This is a genomic window from Haloferax sp. S2CR25 (genome assembly GCF_031624535.1).
Classification (GTDB): Archaea; Halobacteriota; Halobacteria; order Halobacteriales; family Haloferacaceae; genus Haloferax; species Haloferax massiliensis.
The window spans coordinates 326357-350124 of the sequence record NZ_JAMQOO010000002.1 but is presented as its reverse complement, the minus strand read 5'-3'; the positions used below and the strand labels follow the sequence as shown (position 1 = coordinate 350124).

Below are 23768 nucleotides of genomic sequence, written 5' to 3'. Positions count from 1 at the left end.
CGCGCCGCCGAGTCCGACGGCGGCTCGCGGGCGAATCACGCGACTTATTTTCGACCCCGACAAGCGACAGAGACGCGACCGTGTCCTCCGATACACCCGACGGCGGCGGTCCCGACGACCGCGCTCCCGCACCCGTCCCCACACCCGACAGCGACACTCTCGACAGCGACATCCCCGACGACGAACGCGAGGCGCTGTTGACCATCGGTCACGGCGCGGTCGTCGCCTCCGGCGGGCAGTCGCTCCAGCGGGCGCTGACGACGGCGACCGAGTACGTCCTCGCACAGGGGTTCGGCCCGGTCGTCTACGGCGTCTACGCGTTCGCGTGGCGAATCGCCCAACTGCTGTTCCGCCTCGTCAACTTCGGGTCGGTCGGGACGCTCCAGCGGTACCTCTCCGCGTACGACGACGACCCCGCCCGGCAGGGCCGGGTCGTGGGGCTGGCGTATCTGACGACGCTCGCCGTCGGCCTCGGACTCGCAGGCGGATTGGTGCTCACGAGCGGGCGGCTCAACGACGCGACGGTGTCGCACCCCGAGTTCCCGCCGACGATTCACCTGTTCGCGGCGCTCGTCGTCCTCGTCGGACTGGTGCGGATTCACGCCGGCGTCCTCAGGGCGGTGCAGTCGGCCCGCGGCGAGGCGCTTTTCAATCGCGTCCTCCGGCCGGCGGTCAAGCTAGTGGGTGCCGTGGCCGCGATGGCGCTCGGCTACTCGCTGGTCGGCGTCGCCGCCGCGTTCGTCGCCGGCATGGCCGGACTCGTGGTGCTGGGCGCGCCGTTGGTCGTCTCGGCGAGCGGCATCCGCCCCTCCGTCGGCGGCCTCCGTTCCGAGGCCCGTCGGTTCTACAACCACTCGGCCCCCATCGCGCTGAGCAGCCTCGGCAAGGTGTTTCAGAACCGCGTCGACGTGATGCTCGTTGGGTTTCTCCTGACCGCGAAGGCGGCGGGCGTCTACAACGTCGTGCTCGTGTTGGTGACGCTGGCGTGGATACCGCTTCTCTCGTTCAACATGCTCCTGCCGCCGGTCGCGTCGGGGCTCTACGCCGACGACGAGATGGAGACGCTCAACGCGGTGTACTCGGCGGTGACGCGGCTCATCGTCACCTGCGTCGTTCCGATTCTCGCCGTGCTCGCGGTGTACGGGCGGTCGATTCTCTCCGCGTTCGGCCCGAACTTCGCGGCGGGATACGTCCCGCTCGTGGTCTACCTCGGCGGCGTGCTGGTCGGCAGCGCCGTCGGCGCGACGGGGTGGTTGCTCATGATGACCGACCACCAGTACGCCCGGATGGCGCTCGACTGGCTCTTGGCCGTCCTCAACACGCTCCTCACGTTCGCGTTCGTCCGGGCGTTCGGCCTCGCCGGCGCGGCGCTCGGGACGGCCGTCGCCATCGCCGTCCAGAACTCGGTTCAGGTCGTCCTCCTGCGGCGCTTCGAGGGGCTGTGGCCCTTCGACGCGACGTTTCTCAAACCCCTCGGCGCGGGCGTCGCCGCGGCCGGCGTCATGCTCCTCGTCCGCGAGGCGCTGGCCGGGGCCGGCGTCCTCGTCGCCGTCGCCGGTGCGATACTGGGTGCGGTGACCTACGTCGTCGCGCTCGTCGCACTCGGCGTCAACGACCGCGACAGACTCGTGGCGACGGCGCTGGCCGCGCGGTATCGCCGGGCGATACTCGCGGCCCTCGGCGAGCGGCGTCCCGGAACGCCCGGGGACCGATAGCGGTCGCTCTCGGGAGTTCGGATTCGTCTCGCTCGCGGGTCGAACCGTTCAGCAGGCACATCCAAAACCTTCTCCGCCGGGTCAACTGGTTCGTATCCGAACTACAGTCCTACAGAATAGACCACAAGAGACGCGCCCTCAGCCCTCCTGAAGCCGTTTATGTCGTCGTTTGGTGTCTTACAACCAAGAGGTTGAATAGGACAGGGAGCATAGTTAACAGGGCTCATGGTTGGGGGGAGGACGGTATACAAACTGGGGGTGCTCGCACTGATACTGTTTCTCGCGGCCGGGACTGTCTCGTCGCAAAGCGTGACGACGGGTCCGCGGTTGGAAGCCTCTGCGAGGGTTTCACAGAGCGTCGTCGAAGCAGGGGACACGGTTCGAATTAGCTTCAGTGTCGAAAACGTCGGGGATTCGGACGAGTCCACCACGTTTTATCTCTTGTTTCCCGAGTCGAACGGGGGGTTCCCGGATGAATGGGAGATGGTCGACCGATTCGATGACGGTGGGTCGTGGACCGGACCGGGTGCGTGGTTTCACAAGGTACACTGGGATTGGTCTGGCCTGGATGCCGGCGAGTCGGTCGACCCGTGGATGGAGTTCAAGGTTCCACCGAGCGCAAGCGGTGTCTACACGATAACGTGGGAGCTCGACTACTCGGGTGGCGGCGGGACGAAGACCGTCCAAATCGACGTCAGAGAACCCAACACGAAGCCGTCACCGGAGTTCTCTATCAGCCCACAAGACCCGAAGGCCACACAACCGATTACGTTCAACGGGTCCGCATCGTCAGACCGTGGCGGTCGCATCGTCCAATACCGCTGGGACCTGGACGACGACTCGGAGTTCGAGTCTTCGGGACCGGTGGCCCGACACTCGTTCGACGCCCCTGGTCGATACACAGTTCGTCTCACCGTCGTCGACGACCGCGGGGCGGACGCGACCCTCTCTCAGCAGGTCGTGGTACGAGAGAACGAAAACCCCACCGTGACGATGCCGTCTCTCTCGACGATACGTGAGAGCCAGCGTGTTCAAATCGCTCTCCCGACCGTCGAGGACCCCGACGGCATCCGGTCGATAGAGTGGGACGTCGACGGTGACGGGAGCGTCGACCGAACGGGCGAAGCGGTGTTTCTCAGTTATGACACGCCGGGGACGTACACCGTCTCAGTCACCGCCACGGACGCATTCGGCGCCACGACGACGAAGAGTCGAGACGTCGTCGTCGTCGCGAACGAGCCGCCGACCGCCGAGTTCGAACCGAGCGAAACGCGGGCGAAGGAACTCGACCCCATACGGTTCGACGCGAGCGCGACGACCGACGACGGCCGTATCGACGCCTATCGGTGGGACCTAGATTCAGACGGCGAGATAGACGCGGAGGGCGAATCGGTCACGCACACGTTCGAGACGCCCGGGACGGTCACGGTCACGCTTCAGGTGGTCGACGACCTGGGTGAGACGGACTCGGTGCGGCGAGAGATTCGCATCGACCCGAACCCGCCGCCCACGCCACGGTACGACCGGTCCCCGGCGAAGGTCGCGGTCGGGATGACGGTCACGCTGGACGCCTCCTCATCGACCGACGACGGCTCGATTGAGCGCTACAGCTGGGACCTCGACAGCGATGGCGAGCCCGAGATGACCGGCCGGACGGTGACGACCCGTTTCAACCGCACCGGCAGGTTCCCCGTCTCGCTGTCGGTGACCGACGACAAGGGGGCGACGGCGACCCACGAGAGCACTATCACCGTGCTCGGCCTCCCGCGAGCCGATGCCGAGGCCAGTCGGGGCAGTGCGACCGTCGGCGACGAGGTGTTGTTCGACGGGCGGAGTTCGAGCCACGAAGACGGCTCTATCGCCGAATATCACTGGGATTTCGACGGCGACGGCTCGTTCGAAGCGACGGGCGCGACGACCAGACGCTCGTTCAAGGAACCGGGGACACACGTCGTCCGACTACAGGTCGTCGGCCCCGCGGGATTTACCGACGAGGACACGGTGAGCATCTCCGTCACCCCGAAACCACTGTGCGGACAGAACTGCCGAATCGGGGTCGTCACCGTGGTCGCCGTGGTGGCCGGTCTGTTTGTCCTGTGGAGAGTTGTCGAGCACTTCGGATTCTGGACTCGACGAGGGTGAACCGTGCACTCAGCATTCTACAGTCCGGTCGCGGCCCCCTCATCGACAGAGGTCGTCGTGGGCCTGGCCGACAACTGGCTCAGCGTCGTCGTCGCGGGCGACGTGGTGTTTTTTATCGGCTGTCTTGGCGCTGTGCTGTGGCTGACGACCACTCAGCAGACCTCGACACTGGCGACGGCCGTGCTCTTCGTTGCCCTCGGCGTGGCCGGTGGCGTCCTCATAATCGAGGTACCGGTCGTCCGTGAAGCGGTGAGCGCGGTCGCGTTCGTCTTCGCCCTCGCACTCCCCATCGGAATCGCGGTCAGTACCGTCGACCGGCTGATGAAGAGCGATATCGGGCCATGAGCGGGCTCCGAGCCGTCCCCCTGGAAGGGACTGCGCCGGGACAGCTCGGCTACTTCTTCGACATCTATCCCCGCATCGCAGGGCCGGTGCTACTCGGGCTCGGTATCGTCGCTCTCATCTGGTGGTACGTGTACGACGTCGAACTCGCCCGCCGCCGGTGGGGGCCGAGATACGGACAGCGGGTACTCCTGGCGACGCTTCTCGTCGTGGGGGGGTTCGTAGCGGGCGTGGGGTTCTTGGCGAGAGGCGAGATAATCTGGTTCTACGCCGCGCTCGTGTTCGTTATCGGCCGCGTCCTTCAGGGGGCCATCTTCGTCCAGTTCCTCCGGAAGCTCGGAGCTCTCCTGGGACGTGTCGTCAAAGCCGTCTCCGGCGGGGGCTCTGGCGGCGGTCCCTCGATCGTCCGTCGCTTCGTCGTGAACAGGCTCCGACGGTGGGCGTACTTCGGTGTCCTCACCGTCGTCGCGTTCGGGGGCGCCGCGGTCGCCTTACTGGGCGGAGTGGCCACCGATGCCCCGGCGTTCGAAACGGTCGCGCTCACGTGGACGGTGTTTCTCACGATATCGACCATCGGTATGCTCCTGTGGGACCTCCGGTACGCGGCCCCCGACATCCAACGGCTCCCCCTGTTCGGACTCCTTCTCTGCATCGCCGGGACGGAGGTCTACGTCTTTGACCTCCCACCACAGCTCCGGTCGTTCGCGGCCCCGTACGTCACCGAGTACGCGCCCGTCGTACTGTTCCTCCAACCGATGGACTGGGTACTGCTCGTCGTCGGTCAGGTGGCGCTACTCGGCGGGGTCGGGTTCGCCACGGCCGTGCTCTTTTTCGGACCCAAGGACGCCGATGACGAACCGGAGACCGACGTGAGTCGTCCGGATGTCGAGTAGACTGATACGGTGTTCGGATATCGCTCCCCGACTGTCGTGAGAGAGAACCCACACACGGAAGCCACCGGACTCACCAGAACACGTCCACAGCGAAGCCACTGCTCGTGAGTTCGGAGTTGTCGCCCAGAACACTAACGGCCGGTCTCATCCCGAGGCGGCGTGCCGCGTCGACCGGGAAACCCTCGTGCCGGGCGGTCCGTCTTTCGGGCGCGGACGTTCCGAAGTACGCCGGCGTCTGCCGGCCAGTAGATATCGCGCACCCGGGTTCGCCGTGCTGTCATCGCTCCCGAAGCGGGAACACTCGGCCGGGGACTTGAGGTACGCACCCGACCCTAGCGCGCCGGGGGTAAAACGAGTTCCGACCGGCGGGCGTCGTCGCCGGCGAAAAAGACGGCTCGAAGTCGGACGACCTGCCCGTCGACGCGGACGTAGTAGCGGCGGTCTTCCGACTTGTCGACCGACGGGAGCGCGTCGAGGTCCTCGCGGAGGGCGTCGTAGTCGCTCAGGCAGTCAGAGATGCTCGACTCGCGGGGGTGTCCTTCGGCGGCCGCTTCGACCACCTTCAGCACCCACGGGCTGTTTGCGACCCGCGGGTCGTCCACGTCGACGACGGTCGCCCCGTCGGGGGCCGACCCGACCAGTTCCGCCCGGAGCATGATTTCGGCCGACGAACAGCCTCGAAGCGACGAACAGCCCGCGACCCCGCCGGTCAGCCCGACGCCGACGGCCGCGGCTCCGCGGCGGAGCAGTTGACGGCGAGAGGGTCGACCGGCCATCGACTGACAGAGATTCGGAGAAACTGATAAGTCTTCCGTCGGCTACAGCGCGTACTCGTCTTCGCGCAGTTGGACGTACTTGCCCTTGCGGTACTTCACTTTCGTCCGCTGGTACTGCGTGGCGAGTTTGGCGGCGCTGAACCCGGCGCTGAGCTTCGAGGCGCCGAACGCCTTGTAGCCCTCGTCCTTTTCGAGGAGCTTCCGGGCCGCCTTGAACGTCTTGTCCCACTGGGCGGGGCCGTAGTCGTGGACGATTTCGGCCATGGCGACGTTGCGGAGAATCTCGTCGCCGATGGCGTCCTTCCAGCGGTCGTTGTAGTCGCTCAGGTCGCCCTCGGCGGCGAGTTCGCCGGCGATGGCACCCGTCCGGACGGCGACGTGGTCGCCGCCCTCGTGGAAGGCTGAGGTCGCGCCCATCGCGCCGCCGGTGACGGCGATACCGGCCGACGCGGGCGAGTCGATGGGTCGCGTCGAGGAGATGGCGTACGTCTCCGTTCCCTTCGTCTTCCCGCGGTCCTCGACGAGCGGGAAGTCCTCGTCGACGTCGTACTCGTCGCCGTACTCCTGTTCGAGGAGGCGGCGGACGTACTCGCGGCCCTGCGGGATGCGCTCGTCGTCCTCGCGGAGGAGTCTGTACGCATCGCGGTCGTCGACCTCGTCGATGTCGAGGCCGATGGGCATCGTGAGGCCGACCCGGCAGACGTTGTTGTCGTTCGGGAACACCCACGGGTACGCCGTGTGGCCGGGCATGTAGCCCCACCAGAACTTGATCGCGCCGTCGACCTCGTCGAACAGCTCCGGGGGGAACTCGCGGTGTTCCTGATAGGCGATGTGGTTCGCCTCGGTCGACGACAGGCGGTCAGTGACGGGGAACGGAAGCAGGTCGTCGAGCACCTTGTTCGTGACCGTCCGCTGGGGGCCGTCGGCGAGCACGACGAAGTCAGCGCCCACGTCCTCGCCGTTGGCGAGGCGGACGACGTGTCGGGGGTCGTCGCCGGTCGCGTCGAGGTCGGTCTCCACGTCGCGCACGGAGGCCTTCACGCGGTACTCCGCGCCGGCGTCCTCGGCGCGGCCGCGGAGCCAGTCGTCGAACTTCGCGCGGTGGAAGGTGTAGCCGAACTCGTCGTACGAGGAGTCGATGCCGGTACTGCGGAGCGTCAGCGACTCGTTCGGCCCGATGAACTCCGCGCGGTCGAGGATGTCGAGAACCACGTCGTCGGGGAACTCGTCGGGGTGGATGCCCATGATGTCCACCCAGTAGTCGAGGATACCGGCCGCGTCCGTCGAATCGGGCCCGAGGCCCGGTCTGTCTGCTCGGGGGACGCCCTTTTCGAGGACCAGGGCGGAGGCCCCGGCCGAGGCCGCGGCGTGTGCCGCCGACGTGCCGGCCGGACCGCCGCCGATGATGGCGACATCTACGCGTTCCATACCGCTACAGCACTTCGCTCGGCTATTAAACCCCCTGAAGCGCCGCGGCGTCCGACGGTTTCGAGGCCGCGCGCCTCAACTCCGCTCGGGGCGTTCTCCAGCGCGTGACGCGACTGTGACATCGACGCGCCGCCGCTCGCATCCTCCACGGAGCCGACGTTCCCGCGGATGAACTGATGCGGGACTCCCCACTCAATTTCGGGATTCGATAATTTGATTTTCGTCGGACACCGATTACGGCGCTCGCTTTCTCCCGATAATACCAACTAAATACAGTAGTTGATAACCAGAGACGGAGGTTTATAGCGGAGACCGCGGTAGCTCCGAGTCAATGACCGCAGACGAGTTGGACGAACCGAGAGAGCCCGTCGTGTTCCGCGACGAGACGGGCGACCTGGTCTTCGTCGACGGCGGCCCCGCCCCACAGGGGTACGCACCCGTAGCGTGGAAACTCGGCGAAGACGGCTCCCGGTTCGTCGTCGACCCGACGGTCGACGCGGTCGCGGTCACCCGGACGATTTCGAAACGTCGCCCGCGCCGGCGCGACCCCATCGAGTGAGCGGTCCTCCCCCGCCCGAATCGGACAGATTCATCACCGCCTTCGAGAATCATCGGGCATGTCCGACCCAGACATCGCGGTGCTTCGGCAGAAGATTCACGGCCTGTCTGCCGAGGCGTACGCCGAAACGCTTCGCGAGCGCCTCCCCGACCGCGAGGTCGCCCTCGCGACGACGCCCGAAGCGGAGCGAGACCTCCTCTCCCGCGCCCGAGTCGCGACCGGCTTCGACGTGGACGAAGCGGACCTCGACGCCGCCGAGAACCTCGACCTGTTCGCCTGCGTGTTCGCCGGCACGGGCCACCTCCCCATCGAGGCGTTCGAGGCGCGCGACGTGGCCGTCACCAACGCCTCCGGCGTCCACGGCCCGAACATCGCCGAGCAGGTCCTCGGGAGCCTCCTCTATTTCGCCCGCCGCTTCCACGTCGCGGAACGCCAGCAAGACGCCGCCGTCTGGCAGTCGTACCAGACGGTCGAACTGCAGGGCTCGACGGTCGCCGTCGTCGGCCTCGGCGCGCTCGGCGAGGCAATCGTGGACCGACTCGAACCGTTCGGCGTCGAGACCGTCGGCGTGCGCTACTCGCCGGCAAAGGGCGGCCCGACCGACGAGGTCGTCGGCTTCGACGACGAACGGGGCCTCCACGACGCCTTCGCCCGCGCCGACTACGTCGTCATCGCGTGCCCGCTGACCGACGCCACCCGCGGCCTCGTCGACGCCGACGCGTTCGCGTCGATGGCACCCGACACCGTGCTCGTCAACGTCGGCCGCGGCCCGGTCGTCGACACCGACGCGCTCGTCTCGCAACTCCGGAGCAACGGCATCCGCGGGGCGGCCCTCGACGTGACCGACCCCGAACCGCTCCCGTCGGACCACCCGCTGTGGGACTTCGAGAACGTCCTCATCACGCCCCACAACGCCGGTCACACCCCGAAGTACTGGGAGCGCATGGCCGACATCATCGCCGAGAACCTCGACAGACTGGACGCCGGCGACGACGACCTGCGGAACCGCGTGGTCTGAGCGCTCTAATCCGCCCGCTCTCCGCCGGCGTGTTTCCACTCGCTCGGCGGCGTTTCGTATCCGCTCGATTCGGCGGAGTCCGACTCGAACCGGCGCTCCATCGTTCTGAAGTAGTCGTCTCCGGTGAGATGATAGAGCACGCCTATCTGGTGGGTGTGGACCGCGTGATAGGTCTCGTTGCCGCGGTAGCCCGCCTCCTTGTCGAGGCCGTACCAACTGACTTCGCCGGGCACTCGGTACTCGCTGAGGTGGTCGTACACCGTCGTTATCGCGGCGTTCAGGAGCCGCTCGACCCAGTCCGGTTCGTCGAAGACGAGCCAGTATTCGTAGAGGCCCCACAATCCGACGAGAAAGCCGTTGAGGACGTGCGTCGGCGGGTCTGCGGGGTACTCCTCGATCCAGTAGTAGCCGTCGTCGACCATCACGGTCCACGGGCCGTCGGTCGCTCGGGGGATGCGCCCGAAGCTCTCGGCGACGGCGTCCGCAATCCACTTGTGCCGGACGTCGCCGGTGTGTTCGTACAGGCGGACGTACGCCGAGAGCGCCGTCCCCTGCGCCATCCCCGAGTACCACGGCGGCTCCATCTCGGCGCTCGACCCGCCTTTCGGCATCGTGTACGGGAAGTACGGCACGCCCTCGACCCGCGTCGCGTTGTCCAACGCGGCCTCGCCGATGGACATCGCCTTCGACAGAAACGGGTCGGCCCCGCGTTCACGGTAGCAGTGTGTCAGCCGCATCATCGCGCGGAAGGTGCGAATCGGCATCTGCCCGGTCTCGCCGTCGATGGTCGCGGTCTGTACCTCCTCGATTCCCGAGACGTCGCCGAGGTCGTAGAGACAGCGCGGCGCTTCGCGGCGACCGAGGATGAACTGCGGGCGGTGTTCGAACGACGTTCGGCGCAGGTCGAACGAGCGCCGCGTCGCTTCGACGTCGAACCGAGCGCCGTCGCGCTGGGCTCTCGATACTTCGGTCCCCAGTGGGCCGCCCCGGCCGACGCACCCCGAACTGCCGGCGACGAGGGCCGCGACGAACGACCGTCGAGTGGGTGCGTCCATCTACGGGTGAACTCGCGTGTGATCGTCGACGACGGTTCGACCGTCGTCAGTACGGGTGTGGACGCGTGCGCTGGAGCGGTGCCACTTCGCGGGGCGGGGCGACGTCACGGACGCCCCGCGGAGAAGTAACTCGGGGACACGACTCATGTAAACCCGCTTTCAGCACAGACAGTAATGAGTGTTGTCACATCGAACGGGCGGTGGACCCCCGGCGGAGGGGACGGTCGCCTATTCGTCGCGCGTGAGCGCCGGGTTCGTCACCGCGCCGTTCGCGGCGGAGCCGAAGTCGCGGGCGTACTTCGCCAGCACGCCGGAGGTGTACGCCGGCGGCTTGGGTTCCCAGTCTTCTTTCCGCGCTTCGAGTTCCTTGTTTGTGAGGTCCACGGAGAGTTCGCGGTTCGGGATGTCGACGGTCACCTCGTCGCCGTCTTCGAGGAGGCCGATGGGGCCGCCCTCGGCCGCCTCGGGGGCGACGTGGCCGACCATCGGGCCGCGCGTCGCGCCGGAGAACCGACCGTCGGTGAGAAGCGCCACGTCGTCCTCGTGGCCCTGTCCGACGACGGCGGCGGTGACGCCGAGCATCTCGCGCATGCCGGGGCCGCCGCGGGGGCCCTCGTTGCGGATGGCGATGACGTCGCCCTCCTCGATGTGGCCCTCCTGCACGTAGCGCATCGCGTCCTCCTCGTTCTCGAAGACGCGGGCGGGGCCGGTGTGGTGGAAGGCGTCGTCGCCGGTCACCTTCAGGACCGCGCCATCGGGCGCGAGGTTGCCGGTGAGAATCTTGATTGCGCCCTCGTCCTGATACGGCTCGTCGACCGTGTAGAGGAAGTCCGCTTCGAGGTCGTCGTCGTCCGGGAGGTCGAGGTGGTCGAGCTCCTCGGCGATGGTGCGGCCGGTGACGGTCATGGCGTCGCCGTGGAACAGGCCGGCCTCGACGAGGCGGCGGATGACGACCGGGATGCCGCCGATTTCGTGGAGGTCGTTCATGACGCGCGTGCCGCCGGGCTGGAGGTTGGCGATTTTCGGCGTGCGCCGGGAGATCTCGTTGAACTCCTCGATATCGAGGTCGACGCCGGCCTCGGCGGCCAGCGCGAGCAGGTGGAGCACGGCGTTGGTCGACCCGCCGGTGGCGACCTGCAGGGTGATGGCGTTCTCGAAGGACTTCTTCGTGAGGATGTCGGAGGGGCGGCGGTCGTTTTCGACGCAGTCGAGGACGACCTCGCCGGCGCGGCGGGCGTTCTCGTAGCGCTCGTCGGACTCGGCCGGCGCGGAGGCCGACCCGAGGGGGGCCATCCCAAGCGCCTCGGAGATGGAGGCCATCGTGTTGGCGGTGAACATCCCGCCGCAGGAGCCCGCGCCGGGGCAGGCGTGGCGTTCGAGGTCGTCGAGTTCGTCGGCGCTCATGTCGCCTTCGGCGTAGGTGCCGACGCCCTCGAAGACGTTCTGGACGGTCACCTCGCGGCCCTCGTGCTGGCCGGGCATGATGGAGCCGCCGTAGAGGAAGACGGAGGGGAGGTCCGTCCGGATGGAGGCCATCATCATCCCGGGGAGGTTCTTGTCGCAGCCGGCGACGGTGACGAGCGCGTCCATGCGCTCGCCGAAGGAGACGAGTTCGACGGAGTCGGCGATGACCTCGCGGGAGATGAGCGAGGCCTTCATGCCCTCGGTCCCCATCGAGATGGCGTCCGAGATGGTGACGGTCCCGAACTCGATGGGCATCCCGCCCGCGGCGTCGATGCCCTCGATGGCGGCGTCGGCGACGTCGTCGAGGTGGACGTTACACGGGGTGATGTCGGCGGCGGGGTTCGGCACGCCGACCATCGGCGACGAGAAGTCCTCGTCGTCGAAGCCCATGGCGCGGAACATCGCACGGTGCGGGGCCTTGTCTGGACCCTCAGTGACCTCCGTGCTGCGGAGGTTCGGGTCCTTGCCGCTGGAGAACACGTCGTCCGGGTCCTCCTCGCGGGGGGACTGCTGGCTCATACCTCATCGGAGCGTGTGCGCGAACTTAAATGGCCGCGACTGGGCAGACGTTGCAGTCGGATTCGTCCGACGACCCGCAGTTCTGAGGGCGTTTTCCTACTCCGCGTCGCGCCGCGCCAGTCCGGTGAGATGCGGCGCTTCCGGGACGATTATCTCCGCGGTCCCGAGTCGGGCGGCGTTCTCGCTCCCCGGCAGACAGAACGTCGGCATCCCGTCGACGATACCCGCGGTCGCGCGGGTGCCGACGACCTTGGTCCCGATCTCATCGTACGAGAGCCGCCGGAACAGCTCGCCGAACCCCGGAAGCGTCTTCCCGAACAACTGCGCCGTCGCCTCGACGGTGCGGTCGTCGGGCGTGACGCCCGTCCCGCCGGTCGTGACCGTCACGTCGACGTCGCCGCGGTCGGCCATCCGCGAGACCGCGGTCTGAATCTCGTCGTAGTCGTCGTCGACGACCCGGCGGACCGACACCGAGTGGCCCGCCTCGTGGAGCAGTTCGGCTATCGCGTCGCCCGCGGGGTCGTCGTCGATATCGCGGGTGGACGAAACCGTCAGCACCGCCGCTTGGAGGTCGTCGACGTCGTGGTGGTGATGGTCGTGACCGTGGTCGTCGCGGTGATGGCTGTGGTCGTCGTCGCCGTCCCCCTCGCCGTGGTGATGGTCGTGGTCGCTCACGGCCGCGGCTTCGTCGGCGTGCGATAAAGTTCCCGCGTCGTCTCGGCGCTCGCGGCGGCCGGCCGACTCGCCGGCGACCGGTGGAGTTCACTCGCCCTCCGGAGCCCCGTCGAGCGAGTCGAGCGTCAGGCGTTCGGCGCGTTCGCGGAGCGTTTCGAACTGCTCTGTGGCCCACTCGACGGCGGCTTCGGTGTCGTTGCGCGCGACCCCGCCGACGCCGGTGTCGGTGTAGACGACGACGCCCGCCTCCGACTCGGTCGCCCAGAGGCCGAAGCGGAACGGGACTTCGCCCCGGTAGAGCGTCACCGACTCGTGTCGGAGCTGTTCGATGATGACCTCGCGCGAGTCCGGCGTGGCGGCGAGTCGGTCGAACAGCTCGTCGGCGATAATCATCTCGACGACCGTCCCGCCCTCGGTGGCGGTCTCGTAGAAGGGCCGAAGCTGACCGACGAGCGCGACCGGGGCGACGCCGTAGACGCGCTCCGCGCTCTCGACGCTCGAAAACAGCTCCCGAATCGCGCTGTCCGGGATGTCCGGCGTCGACGTGTGAACCGACGCGCCCGCCAAGAACGCCGGGTCGAGCGGCGCGTCGGTCGGGAGCATCGAAAGGAGGTCCTGCGCCGCCTTGACGCCGCGGAGCGAGTCGAGGCACTCGTCGTACGCGCCGAGCGCGCACCGACCGACGCAGGTCAGCCGATACAGGCCGTCGGCGCGCTCGACGAGGCCGGCGTCGAGCAGGTCGCGGACGACGCGGTCGACCGTCGAACGCGAGGCGTCGAGGTCATCGGCGAGTCCGCGCTTGTCTCGCGGTCGCTCCGCGAGCGCCCGGACGAACGACGACCGCCTCACGAGGAGGCGCGAAAGCTGTGCTGAAGTCTCGTCTCGAATCACGTACCTGATATTCCTTCCAACGAGTCGGACGCCTGTCGACCGCCCCTGTACGGGCCGCCGGTAGATGTCGGCGACCGTGACTGTCGGGCTCGACTGTGTTGGGAACCCTGTGTCGTATATATCTTCGCACCGATATGATTTGAATCCACGAGGTTCGTCAGCTGTCGAACAAGAGGAAAGACGATTGGCGTAAACCCACACTTTAGTTCCTGCCCATCCTCGGTCGGGTCGAGATGAAAGCGGTCCAATTCACGGAACACGGCGACCGAGACGTCCTCGAATACGGCGACTTCCCGGACCCGGAAGTCGGTCCCGACGAGGTCCTCGTCGACGTGAAGGCGGCCTCGCTCAACCACCTCGACATCTGGACGCGGCGGGGGCTCCCGGGCGTCGAGTTGGAGATGCCGCACATCCCCGGAAGCGACATGGCCGGCGTCGTCACCGAGGTCGGCGAGCGCGTGAGCCGGTTCGAGGCGGGCGACCGCGTGGCGCTCATCGCGGGCGTCGCCGGCGGCGGCGACGAGTTCTCCCGGAAGGGCGACCCGACGCTCGCGCCGGACTTCCACATCATCGGCGAGCACGTCCGCGGCGTCCACGCCGAGTTCGCGGCGATTCCCGAGGAGAACCTCGTGCCCGTCCCCGAGGGCGTGCCGTGGGAGGTCGCCGGCTCCGCGTCGCTCGTCTTCCAGACCGCGTGGCGGATGCTCGTCGACCGCGGCGAACTCCGCCCCGGCGAGAAGGCGCTCGTCCTCGGCGCGTCCGGCGGCGTCGGCCACGCGGCCGTCCAAATCGCCGACTACGCGGGCGCTGAAGTGTACGCCACCGCCTCCACCGACGAGAAACTGGAGTACGCCAAGGAGTGCGGCGCGGACCACGTCATCAACTACGAGGAAGACGACTTCTCGAAGGAGATTCGCAAACTGACCGACGGCCGCGGCGTCGACATGGTCGTCGACCACATCGGCGAGGCCACCTACAAGCAGTCGCTCAAGAGCCTCGTCAAGGGCGGCCGCGTCGTCACCTGCGGGGCGACCACCGGCCCCGACCCGGGCGCGGGCCTCAACTACATCTTCTGGAACCAGCTCTCGGTTATCGGCTCGACGATGGCGACGCCCGGCGAGGCCGACGAGGTGCTCGACCTCGTCTGGGACGGCACCTTCGAGCCCCGCATCCGCGAGACGCTCCCGATGAGCGAAATCGACCGCGCGCACGAGCTCATCGAGGAGCGACAGGGCTTTGGCAAGGTGGTCGTAATCCCCGATAGTGAGCTCTGACACCACGACTCGGGACGACGCGACCGCCGAGTCCGACACCTACGTCCACCGGCCGGACGGCGTCCCGGTCGGCGGCGGTAGCTCGGAGCCGGAAGCGACCGGCTTCGGGAGCCGCGGCTGGGTGCTCGTCGGCGTCGTCGCGCTCTGTTTCCTCGTCGTCCCCGGCGCGGTGTACCTCGTGCCGTCGCTCCCGGCGATGGCCGGCCTGCCGTACCTCGCGGCCATGCTGGCCCTGCCGATGCTCCCGGCGCTCGCGCTCGGCCTCGTCGCCGTCTGGTCGATGACCGCGGCGACCCGCGGCGACGACTGAATCGACCCGCGGAACCGCTCCCCCGGGTCGAGCGAAACGCGAACCCAGTTTTTCACCCCCGATTCTCTCGCACTGTAGCCGCGCTCTTGGCTGCCGGTGTCGCACCCGGCCGCCGGCTCTCAGCGGTGGAATTGCGTGCCGATATAAATGGTTCCGACAAGGCTTATGCCGTCCCATGGTTGACATTCACACGCACAGATGTTCGAACGGTTCTCCAGCAGTTACTTCCTCGGCCGCTTGTACGTCGAACCGTACGACGGGACCGAGGCGGCGATTCACCGAACGGAACACGAGCGACTCAACGAGTGCGTCTACACGGACGGCCGCGGCGTCGAGCGAGTCGACTACCCGCTCGTGATGAAACTCGACACGTCCCACTTCCCGGTCGTCGGCGACGACGGCGTGCCCTCGGGAACGCTCGCGCTTCCCCGAGACGCCGTGGGCGCGGACGCGCTTCCGGACGACAGACCGGTGCTCCTCGCCGACGCCCCGCGGGCCGCCGAGTTGCTCCGGTACGCCGGCTACGACCTCGACGACCTCGCGCCCGACGCTCCCGGCGGGACCGACGGCTCCGGCCCGGACCGACCCGACGACAGGCTGGCCTGAGGCCCGACCGCCGTCGCGGCGAGCGGGTTCCCGCGCCGTCCGCCTCGCGTCCGAACGCTCAAGTGGTCGGCCCGCACGCGTCCGTGTATGCTGGACGAGTTGTTGGGCCGAGCCGAACTCAAAGAACGCATCGCCGAGTTGGAAGACGAACGCGACGCGTTAGCCGGGCGTCTGGAGGGCGAGTCCGAGCGCCGGAAGGAGGCGGCCCGCGCCCGACAGGAGGCCGAGAAAGAGGTCAATCGCCTCGAAGACCGCGTCACGGAACTCGAAGACCGCGTGGAACGCCTCTCGGGCGACGACGACTCCCTCGACTTCCGCGGGACCGAGGACCTTCGGGGCGACCGCCTCCGCGAGGTGCTGTCCCGCCTCGATTCGTTTTCGACCGACGCGGAGGGCGCGCTCACCGCAGCCGTCTCCGACGACCGCTCGCTCCCCGCGGCCGCCGAGTCCGCCTTCGGCGACCGCGCCCCGCTCGTCCGCCGGGCCGCGCCCTGCGTCGCGCTCGCCGACGACGCCGGACTGGTGAGCGTCGCGCTCTCGCCGCCCCGCCAACCCGGCGACTTCGACCGCTGGAGCGACGGCTTCGACCTCGACCCGGCGTGGTTCCACCCGACCGAAACAACCGTGGTTGCCCTCGTCCGCGGCGACCTGTTCGCCCTCGGCCGCTACGAGGACGGCGACCTCGAATTCGTCGCGGGCTTCGAGAGCGACGTGAAGTCCGCCCACTCCAAAGGCGGGTTCTCGCAGGCTCGCTTCGAGCGCATCCGCGAGGGCCAAATCGACGACCACCTCGACCGCTGTCGCGAGGCGCTCGACGAGTTCCTCGGCGGCGGTTCCGGCGCGGGCGCGGGTGCCGCCGGCGACGCCGACCTCGTCGTCCTCGGCGAGCGGACCGTCCTCGGCGAGTTCCGCGACCGGGCCGCGCTGACCGCGACCGTCGACGCCAGCGGCGACCCCGAAGCGGCGCTCGCCGAGGCCTCCAGAGAGTTCTGGACGACGCGGCTGTACCGACTCTGAGCCGGCGGCGACGCCGCGGATGTTCTCCCGAGACGCACCGGATATTCGCAGACGACTCGGCGGCGCGACCCGGCAGTCGCCGCCGAATCGCCTCACCTTTTAGGGTGGCACGTAGTGGCATCCAGTATGACCGACCCACAGCGAGTCGTCGTCCTCGCACACGAGAAGTTCCCCGACCGCGCGAAGACCGCCACGGGCGTTCTGAAGTACGCCGACTACGACGTGGTGGCCGTCCTCGACCGCGACAACCCCGGCACCTCCGCGGCCGACCACCGCCGCGACCTCCCCGACGTGCCCGTCGTCGCCTCGATGGCCGACGCGCCCGACGCCGACGCCCTCCTCGTCGGCATCTCGCCCATCGGCGGCGCGTTCGACGAGACGTGGCGCGACGACGTTCGCACCGCCCTCGAACGCGGCTGCGACCTCATCTCCGGCCTCCACTACTTCCTCACCGAAGACGAGGAGTTCGCCCGCCTCGCCGACGAACACGGCTGCGACATCAACGACGTCCGCAAGCCCCGCGACGACCTCGGCGTCGCGCAGGGGAAGTCCGCCGACGTGGACGCCGAAGTCGTCCTCACCGTCGGCACCGACTGCTCGGTCGGCAAGATGACCGCGACGCTCGAACTCGTCGAGGCCGCCCGCGAGCGCGGCATCGACGCGGGCTTCATCCCGACCGGCCAGACCGGCATCATGATCGCCGGCTGGGGCAACCCGGTCGACCGCGTCGTGAGCGACTTCACCGCCGGCGCGGTCGAGGAGATGATTCTGGAGAAGGGCGACGAACACGACGTGCTGTTCGTCGAGGGTCAAGGGAGCATCGTCCACCCGGCGTACTCCGCGGTCACCTGCGGCATCCTCCACGGCGCGATGGCCGACAAGCTCGTGCTCTGTCACGAGGCCACCCGCGAGGCGATTCACGGCTACGAGGAGTTCGCGCTCCCCGACCTCTCGGAGTACGTCTCGCTGTACGAGAACCTCGCCGACCCGGTCCACGAGGCCGACGTGGTCGCCGGGATGCTCAACACCTCCCACGTCGACGACGACGTGGAGGCGGCCGAGGCCGTCGACGCCTTCGCGGACGAACTCGGCGTCCCCGCGGTCGACCCCGTCCGCTTCGGCTCGGCCGACCTCATCGACGAGGTGTTCTAGATGCTCACGACCGAGTTCGAGCGCGTCTCGATGCCGCTCGCGGAGCCGTTCGGCATCGCCCGCGGCGTCCAGACCGAAGCCGAGAACGTCGTCGTCCGCGTCGAGGACGAAGGCGGCATGACGGGCGTCGGCGCGGCCGCCCCGTCGTCGCACTACGGCGAGACCGCCGACACCGTCGAGGCCGTGCTTCCCGACCTGCTCTCGGTGGTCGAGGAGGTCGGCGACGCCCACGCCATCGACCGCATCGAGCGCGAGATGGCCGAGACGGTCCGCCGCAACCCGGCCGCCCGAACCGCCGTGAGCATCGCGCTGCACGACCTCGCGGCCAAGCGCCTCGGCGTCCCGCTGTACCGCCTCTGGGGACTCGACCCCTCGCGGACGCCCACCTCGTCGTACACCGTCGGCCTCGCCGACCTCGACACGATGCGCGAGAAAACCAGAGAGGCCTACGAGGCCGGTTACGACGTGCTCAAGGTCAAACTCGGCACCGACCGCGACCGCGCCATCATCGAGGCCGTCCGCGACGAGGCCCCCGGCGCGACCGTCCGAGTCGACGCAAACGAGGCGTGGACGCCCCGCGAGGCCGTCGAGATGACCGAGTTCCTCGCCGACTTCGGCGTCGAGTTCGTCGAACAGCCGGTCCCCGCCGAGGACCGCGAGGGCCTGAAGTTCGTCTACGACCGCGGCGCGCTCCCCATCGCGGCCGACGAGTCCTGCGTCACGGCCGACGACATCCCGCACATCGCCGACCGCGTCGACATCGCGAACCTCAAGCTGATGAAGTGCGGCGGCCTCACCGAGGCGAAACGCGCCATCCACGCCGCCCGCGCCCACGGGCTGGAGGTCATGCTCGGCTGTATGATAGAGACGAACGCCGCCATCGCGGCGGGCTGTCACCTCGCGCCGCTCCTCGACTACGCCGACCTCGACGGCTCGCTCCTCCTCGCCGACGACCCCTACGAGGGCGTTCCGATGCCGAACGGCGGGATCGACCTCGACGCGCTCGACCGGCCCGGAACCGGCGCGGTCGAGACCTGAGACGCGTCGACCGTCGGCCGCGCGGCCGTCGGGTCACTCCCAGTCTAAGTCGTCTTCTCGCGTCTCGGAGCGCAGGACGAACGGGCCGATAGAGAGCGTCCGCTTGGCCACCGTGGCGATTCGGAGGACGTACGACCCGAGGACCGCGAAGGGCGTCAACGAGACGACGGTGATGAGCGCCACGACCCACAGGAGGTTGGCGACGCCGAGGGTGACACCGGGGACGCTCCCCGGGTTGTCGAGAAAGAGGACGGCGCAGAGGCTCGCCACGAGCGCCGGGATGGCGGTGTAGAACATCGCCCGCGAGAGGTCGACGAGCTCCCACCGGAAGTACAGCGTCTTGATGTGCTCGCGGGCGGGGCCGAATCGCTCCAGCGAGTCGACGAGGTCGGCGAGAGCGCGTTGCGTCTCGTCGGAGAGTTCGTCGCCCCCGGACTCCATGAGGCGTCGCGCCTGGTAAATCTTCCACGAGTAGTTGAGGTCGAGCGCCGCCGACAGCACCTCGAACGTCCCGAACTGCCGGCCGTCGAGTCTGTCGGCGACGCCGTCGGCGTTCTGTGCGACCTCGCCCGCGAACTCGCTGACGCGCGTCTGTGTGTCGTCGTTCGACACGTCGGCCTCCTCGGCCGAGTTCCCGTCGGTGGACGCGTCCACGGCGTCGGAGACGGCTCGGGCGCGGTTGCCGATACCGGAGGCGAGCGCCCGGAGGAACGCCGACGGCTCGGGCGGGGCCACCGGCGCGTCGAGCAGTTCTGCCACGTCGTCTCGGAACGCCAGTGCGCCCTCCATCCGGTCGCGCTGGTCGCCGAGCGGCCCGAGTTCGCGCGAGAGGACGAGTTGGTTGATGGTGACGACGAGCGTGACCCCCGTGACGATGGCCGTGAGGAGCCCCTGTCCGAGCGTCTCGACGGGGTCTTTGGAGGAGACGGACTCGGCGAGGGGGTTCGGGTCGAGAACGCCGAACACGACGATACTGACGAACAGGAGGGCGAGTGGGATGGTGGCGACGAGTCGTCGGTCCGCACGCAGATAGAGGTAGAGTTTCAGGCGGCTCGCCCGCCCGCGTTCCCTCATCGTGTCGCTCGGCTCGCCCGACGACCCACCGCTCTCGTTCCGCATGCGATTCGGTTCGGCGTCGACGCGGAAGGATGTGGCGGCCGGCGACGGTGACGGCTTACGACGACGACGACGACGATTCCTCTTCGTTCTTCAGCTCCTCCAGTTCGGCCTCGACCTCCTCGTCTGCGACCTCGGTCTCGACGTCCACGTCGGCGTCGGCCGCGCTCTCGCCTTCGGCGTCCGACGACCCGGACGACTTGCCCATCTCGGCTTTGAGCGTCTCCAGTTCGGTGTCGACCTCGGCGCTGGAGCGACCGGCTTCGAGCTCGCGCTCGATGGAGTCCTTGTCCGACAGCGCGTCGTCGAACGCGCCGGAGTCCATCAGTTCGTCCATCGCGGCGGAGCGGGCCTCCATCTCGTCGGTCTGCTCCTCGGCGCGTTCGAGCGCGCGCCCCACGTCGGCCATCTCGTCGCCGACGCCGGTCATCGCCTCGGAGACGCGGCTCGACGCCTCGGCGGCCTCGTAGCGGGCCTTCATCGTCTCCTTTTTCGTGCGGAACTCCTCGATGCGGCTCTGGAGTTCGTCCTTCTTGTTGACGAGTTGGTCCTGCGTCTCCTGCAGGCTGGCGATCTGCGTCTCCAACTCCTCGATTTGGCTCATCTTGGCCTGCTTCTTTTCGAGCGCCTTGCGGGCGAGGTCCTCGCGGTCCTGCTGGACCGCCTCGCGGGCCTGGTCGTTGTGCTTTTCGACGTTCTCTTCGAGGCGGCGCTTCTGTATCTCCAGTCGCTTCTTCTGGGTGGTCAGGTCGGCGATGCCCTGCTTGACCTGCTGTAGCTCGTCGCGCATCTTCTCGTAGGAGTAGTCGAGCGTCTCCGTCGGGTCCTCCGCACGGTTGAGGAGGGCGTTTATCTTCGACCGGATGACGTACGACGTGCGAGAGAGAATTCCCATACCCAATTACTACGCGACGTTCGGCTTAAAACCTCACCAGCGCAACCTGTCTCTATGACCGAGACGATTCTCGTCCCCGGGGGGCGCGACGTGCGAGCGACCCTCGACCGCGCCCGCGGGGACGCCAGCGACGACGCGGCGGCCCGACCCGATGCGGTCGTCGTCGCCTGTCCGCCCCATCCGCAACACCAAGGCCACCGCGGCGACGCCCGTCTCGTCGCCGTCAGCGACGCGCTCACCGCCCGCGGCGTCGACTGTCTCCGATTCGATTACGGCCCGTGGGACGACGGCTACGGCGAGCGCGCCGACACCCTCCGGGCGGTCGAGTGGGCCGCGGAACGCTACGACCGCGTGGGCCTGTTCGGCTTCTCGTTCGGCGGCGCGATGGCGCTCCTCGCGGCCGCCGAGGGCGCGGACGTCGACGCCGTCTCCGCGCTCGGCCCCGCCGCGCGACTCGCCGCCGACCTCGACGCGGCCGCCGCCTTCGACCGCGTCCCCGTGCCCGTGCAGGTCGTCTACGGCACCCGCGACGACGTCGCCGACTGGGAACCCGTCGTCGAGCGCGCCCGCGAGTACCGCCAACCCGTCGTCGAGTTCGCGGCCGACCACTTCTTCATCGGCCAAGAGGAGAAGGTCGCGGCCGCCGTCGCCGACTTCCTCCTCGCGAACCTCGGCGTCGAGTGAGAGCGGAGACGAGCGACGGGGTCGCCTCCGACGCCATCGACCCGCGCCGAAATGACGCGAGACGCACCGACCGCGACCGTTCGACCGAACGACACTTTTGGCTCGGCTCCGAAACCGGGCGTATGGTCCCCCGCAAACGACTCGCCGCCGTCGTCGCCCTCCTCCTCGTCGGCGTCGCGTTGAGCCAGTCGTTCGCCGTCGCAACCTCCACCTCGTCGCTCGAATCGACGTACGAAGCCGACCCGGTGACCGCCGACTCGCCGCCCGGCCTCGTCGCCCACTACGACCCCGACGTGGTCAACCTCGACGAGACGGTAAACGAGACGCCGCAACTCCGCGAACCGGTCGCCACCGCCGCCCGCACCGGCCGGTACGACGGCGACATCGAACCCGAGGCGTACATGACCCTCTCGGACGTGAACGAAGACGCCGAGTTCGCCGCTTACGACGGCCGGTACTACCGCCTCTCGCTGAACGTCTCTGGCGACCCGGTTCACGCGACCATCGAACTCGACCCGACCGACTGGGAGACCGTTTCCGCCGCGGTTTCGACGCCCGCCTCGAACGCCAGCGCCGACGTCCGCGAGGCCATCGACGGCGGCACCGTCACCAACAGTACGTTCGTCATGCCGGGGCTCTACGAGCGCGACGACGCGCACTACCTCGTCCACCCGGCGAACGAGGGCGAGATTCTGGGGAGCTTCCTCGCCATTATCGGCGGGTTCCTGTTCAACCCCATCGGCTGGGCGTACACCGTCGCGGGTCTCGGCCTCCTCGGTGCGTTCCGGATTCACCGACGCGCCCGCCCGCTGGACCGCCGAACCGCCGTACTGGTCGTTCCCGGCACGCTCGTCGCCATGTGGCTGGCGACGACGCTCACCAACACCGGGTCGCTCGGCATGCGCTACGTCCTCATCCCCGGTATCGGCGTCGTGACCGCCTTCGGCCTGTTCGCCGGCTTCTGCATCCGCCGCGGGTCGTGGAAGTCGCTCGTCGGCTGGAGCGTCGCGCTCGTCGCGGTCGTCGTCGCGGCCGACGCCGTCGCAATCGGCCTCGTCGGGACGATTTTCGGCGCGCTCGGCCTCGTCGTCGGCTGGTTCGGGAGCCTGTTGCTCGTTCCCTACGGCTACGCGCTCGCGAGCGATGCCGAAGAGGAAGTTGAGGACGGGCCGGGGGCGGTGACGGCCGCGGAGTTGGGTGAGGGGTGATTCGGCTCTCGGGACTTGGTGCGTGAGCGTTAAGACAGAGGGACAGTCAGTCTTTCAGTTGTACTCTCGCCACCGATACCCACATTCCTGACATTTAAAGAACCGCGTCGGTGGTTCGTCGGCCGACCCGGTCTGCTTGATGGTGTACCACGCTTTCGTGTGGCCGCAGTCGTCGCAGTGAACGTCCTTCGCGGTCGGCTTGCCCTCGAACTCCGCGCCCTCTTCGGTCTCGATGAGTTCGTCGCCCGACTGCGCCTCGGTGGAGACGAACTCCGCCGCGAGCTCCTCGTCGCGCTCGGCGGTCCCCCCGCAGTCGTCGTTCGTGCAGGTCATCGCGCCGTTCTGGCTCACCATCATCGAACCGCACTCGTCGCAGAACTGCATACCCGCCGGTAGCGGACCGAGGGCAAAGAAGCTGTCACTCCGCGGCGTCAGTCGTCTCGCTCGACCATCGGGCAGTTCCGCACCCGGAAGCGGTCGCTGTCTTCGAGTTCGACGATGGCCGTCCCCTCGTGGTGGCACGCGAGTTCCGGGGGTTCGCCGAAGTGCTCGCAGCGCTGGCAGAACTCGGCTTTGGGGACGACGTGGTCCGAAACGCTCTCGGTGGCGTCGACCGGGGTGGCCTCGGCACCGACGCCGACGGTCTCGGCCTCCGCGTCGTCGCCGCCCTCGACGAGCGAGGTCCACACGTCGTCGCGGTCGAGGTCGCCGACCTCGACCGACTCGAAGAGTTCGGTCACGTCGTCGCGCTGGTCGGTGACGCGCGAGCGGTTGCGGCGCTCGGCCACGCGCCCCGCGAGGTCCGAAAGCGGGGCCGAATCGGCGTCGCCGTTGCGTCCGCCGCGGTCCGCTTCCGGGGTGTTTTCGGCGTCGGACGCGCCGTCCGTCGGGTCGTCGCGCTCGGGCCGTTCACCGCGGTCGCCGAAGGTATACGGGTCGTCTCTCGCCGCGTCGTCCGTGGGGTCGTTGTCGTCGGTCATCGTCTTCGTGG

24 protein-coding genes are annotated in these 23768 nt (G+C 68.3%); 14 read left to right on the top strand and 10 right to left on the bottom strand.

The features are described from left to right. The first annotated feature begins 80 nt into the window (after positions 1-80). The 4 genes from NDI65_RS07145 (at position 81) to NDI65_RS07130 (ending at position 5092) form a co-directional block, all read left to right on the top strand. Positions 81-1715 carry a lipopolysaccharide biosynthesis protein gene (locus NDI65_RS07145; protein ID WP_310893516.1) on the top strand — a complete coding sequence of 545 codons (1635 nt, stop codon included), beginning with the start codon at positions 81-83 and terminating at the stop codon, positions 1713-1715. 483 nt (positions 1716-2198) lie between these two features. After that, entirely contained in the window at positions 2199-3857 is a 1659-nt protein-coding gene (locus tag NDI65_RS07140) for a PKD domain-containing protein (protein ID WP_310893515.1), read from the top strand. Positions 3858-3860: 3 nt separating this feature from the next. Further along, positions 3861-4202, top strand: coding sequence for a hypothetical protein (locus NDI65_RS07135; RefSeq protein ID WP_310893514.1), 342 nt, complete (start codon positions 3861-3863; stop codon positions 4200-4202). Beyond that, positions 4199-5092: a hypothetical protein gene (locus tag NDI65_RS07130; RefSeq protein ID WP_310893513.1), complete on the top strand. Its 894-nt coding sequence runs from the start codon at positions 4199-4201 to the stop codon at positions 5090-5092. Before NDI65_RS07135 ends, NDI65_RS07130 begins: the two co-directional genes overlap by 4 nt. A gap of 332 nt (positions 5093-5424) precedes the next feature. Here NDI65_RS07130 and NDI65_RS07125 read toward each other — a convergent pair whose 3' ends face one another. Together NDI65_RS07125 and NDI65_RS07120 are read right to left on the bottom strand one after the other, a co-directional pair. Continuing rightward, complete coding sequence (locus NDI65_RS07125) at positions 5425-5868, bottom strand: Tat pathway signal protein (protein WP_089777372.1); 444 nt, start codon at positions 5866-5868, stop codon at positions 5425-5427. Between the two features lie 42 nt (positions 5869-5910). Then, complete coding sequence (locus tag NDI65_RS07120; protein ID WP_089777371.1) at positions 5911-7296, bottom strand: NAD(P)/FAD-dependent oxidoreductase; 1386 nt, start codon at positions 7294-7296, stop codon at positions 5911-5913. A 331-nt stretch (positions 7297-7627) separates the two neighbouring features. Here NDI65_RS07120 and NDI65_RS07115 point away from each other — a divergent pair, with 331 nt between their 5' ends. Together NDI65_RS07115 and NDI65_RS07110 are read left to right on the top strand one after the other, a co-directional pair. After that, positions 7628-7855 (top strand): hypothetical protein, encoded by a 228-nt coding sequence (locus NDI65_RS07115; protein ID WP_089777370.1) that lies wholly within the window; start codon positions 7628-7630, stop codon positions 7853-7855. 58 nt (positions 7856-7913) lie between these two features. Further along, positions 7914-8873, top strand: a complete 960-nt coding sequence (locus tag NDI65_RS07110; protein ID WP_089777369.1) for a D-2-hydroxyacid dehydrogenase — start codon at positions 7914-7916, stop codon at positions 8871-8873. A 5-nt stretch (positions 8874-8878) separates the two neighbouring features. Here NDI65_RS07110 and NDI65_RS07105 read toward each other — a convergent pair whose 3' ends face one another. The 4 genes from NDI65_RS07105 to NDI65_RS07090 all read right to left on the bottom strand — a co-directional run bounded on the left by NDI65_RS07105 (position 8879) and on the right by NDI65_RS07090 (position 13477). Continuing rightward, positions 8879-9928: a D-glucuronyl C5-epimerase family protein gene (locus tag NDI65_RS07105; RefSeq protein WP_310893512.1), complete on the bottom strand. Its 1050-nt coding sequence runs from the start codon at positions 9926-9928 to the stop codon at positions 8879-8881. A 228-nt stretch (positions 9929-10156) separates the two neighbouring features. Further along, positions 10157-11911, bottom strand: coding sequence for a dihydroxy-acid dehydratase (ilvD, locus tag NDI65_RS07100; protein WP_089777367.1), 1755 nt, complete (start codon positions 11909-11911; stop codon positions 10157-10159). Between the two features lie 96 nt (positions 11912-12007). Further along, positions 12008-12586, bottom strand: coding sequence for a molybdenum cofactor synthesis domain-containing protein (locus NDI65_RS07095; RefSeq protein ID WP_310893511.1), 579 nt, complete (start codon positions 12584-12586; stop codon positions 12008-12010). Between the two features lie 87 nt (positions 12587-12673). Then, positions 12674-13477, bottom strand: a complete 804-nt coding sequence (locus NDI65_RS07090; protein ID WP_089777365.1) for an ArsR family transcriptional regulator — start codon at positions 13475-13477, stop codon at positions 12674-12676. 233 nt (positions 13478-13710) lie between these two features. On the opposite strand from NDI65_RS07090, the gene NDI65_RS07085 reads away from it, so the two are divergent. From NDI65_RS07085 to NDI65_RS07060, 6 genes are all read left to right on the top strand, one after another. Further along, on the top strand, positions 13711-14751 hold the full coding sequence (locus tag NDI65_RS07085) for a zinc-binding dehydrogenase (protein ID WP_089777364.1): 1041 nt from the start codon (positions 13711-13713) through the stop codon (positions 14749-14751). Continuing rightward, positions 14741-15061: a hypothetical protein gene (locus NDI65_RS07080; protein ID WP_310893510.1), complete on the top strand. Its 321-nt coding sequence runs from the start codon at positions 14741-14743 to the stop codon at positions 15059-15061. Before NDI65_RS07085 ends, NDI65_RS07080 begins: the two co-directional genes overlap by 11 nt. Before the next feature lie 198 nt (positions 15062-15259). Then, positions 15260-15667 (top strand): DUF5802 family protein, encoded by a 408-nt coding sequence (locus NDI65_RS07075; protein WP_310893509.1) that lies wholly within the window; start codon positions 15260-15262, stop codon positions 15665-15667. A gap of 87 nt (positions 15668-15754) precedes the next feature. Next, a complete protein-coding gene (locus tag NDI65_RS07070; RefSeq protein ID WP_310893508.1) occupies positions 15755-16684 on the top strand; it encodes a Vms1/Ankzf1 family peptidyl-tRNA hydrolase in 930 nt (309 codons plus the stop codon). Positions 16685-16810: 126 nt separating this feature from the next. Continuing rightward, a complete protein-coding gene (locus NDI65_RS07065; RefSeq protein ID WP_310893507.1) occupies positions 16811-17836 on the top strand; it encodes a DUF1611 domain-containing protein in 1026 nt (341 codons plus the stop codon). Then, the gene (locus NDI65_RS07060) at positions 17837-18874 is read left to right on the top strand and encodes a dipeptide epimerase (protein ID WP_310893506.1); all 1038 of its coding nucleotides are present in this window, start codon (positions 17837-17839) and stop codon (positions 18872-18874) included. Positions 18875-18907: 33 nt separating this feature from the next. On the opposite strand, the gene NDI65_RS07055 is transcribed toward NDI65_RS07060, so the two are convergent. Beyond that, a complete protein-coding gene (locus NDI65_RS07055) occupies positions 18908-19993 on the bottom strand; it encodes a hypothetical protein (RefSeq protein ID WP_089777360.1) in 1086 nt (361 codons plus the stop codon). Between the two features lie 55 nt (positions 19994-20048). Beyond that, positions 20049-20885, bottom strand: a complete 837-nt coding sequence (locus NDI65_RS07050) for a PspA/IM30 family protein (RefSeq protein WP_089777359.1) — start codon at positions 20883-20885, stop codon at positions 20049-20051. Between the two features lie 54 nt (positions 20886-20939). On the opposite strand from NDI65_RS07050, the gene NDI65_RS07045 reads away from it, so the two are divergent. Next, entirely contained in the window at positions 20940-21569 is a 630-nt protein-coding gene (locus NDI65_RS07045) for a dienelactone hydrolase family protein (protein ID WP_310893505.1), read from the top strand. Between the two features lie 122 nt (positions 21570-21691). Beyond that, positions 21692-22777 (top strand): hypothetical protein, encoded by a 1086-nt coding sequence (locus tag NDI65_RS07040; RefSeq protein WP_089779823.1) that lies wholly within the window; start codon positions 21692-21694, stop codon positions 22775-22777. Positions 22778-22831: 54 nt separating this feature from the next. On the opposite strand, the gene NDI65_RS07035 is transcribed toward NDI65_RS07040, so the two are convergent. Together NDI65_RS07035 and NDI65_RS07030 are read right to left on the bottom strand one after the other, a co-directional pair. After that, complete coding sequence (locus tag NDI65_RS07035; protein ID WP_004042747.1) at positions 22832-23161, bottom strand: transcription factor S; 330 nt, start codon at positions 23159-23161, stop codon at positions 22832-22834. Between the two features lie 47 nt (positions 23162-23208). Next, complete coding sequence (locus tag NDI65_RS07030; protein ID WP_089777357.1) at positions 23209-23757, bottom strand: hypothetical protein; 549 nt, start codon at positions 23755-23757, stop codon at positions 23209-23211. Between the last annotated feature and the right edge of the window lie 11 nt (positions 23758-23768).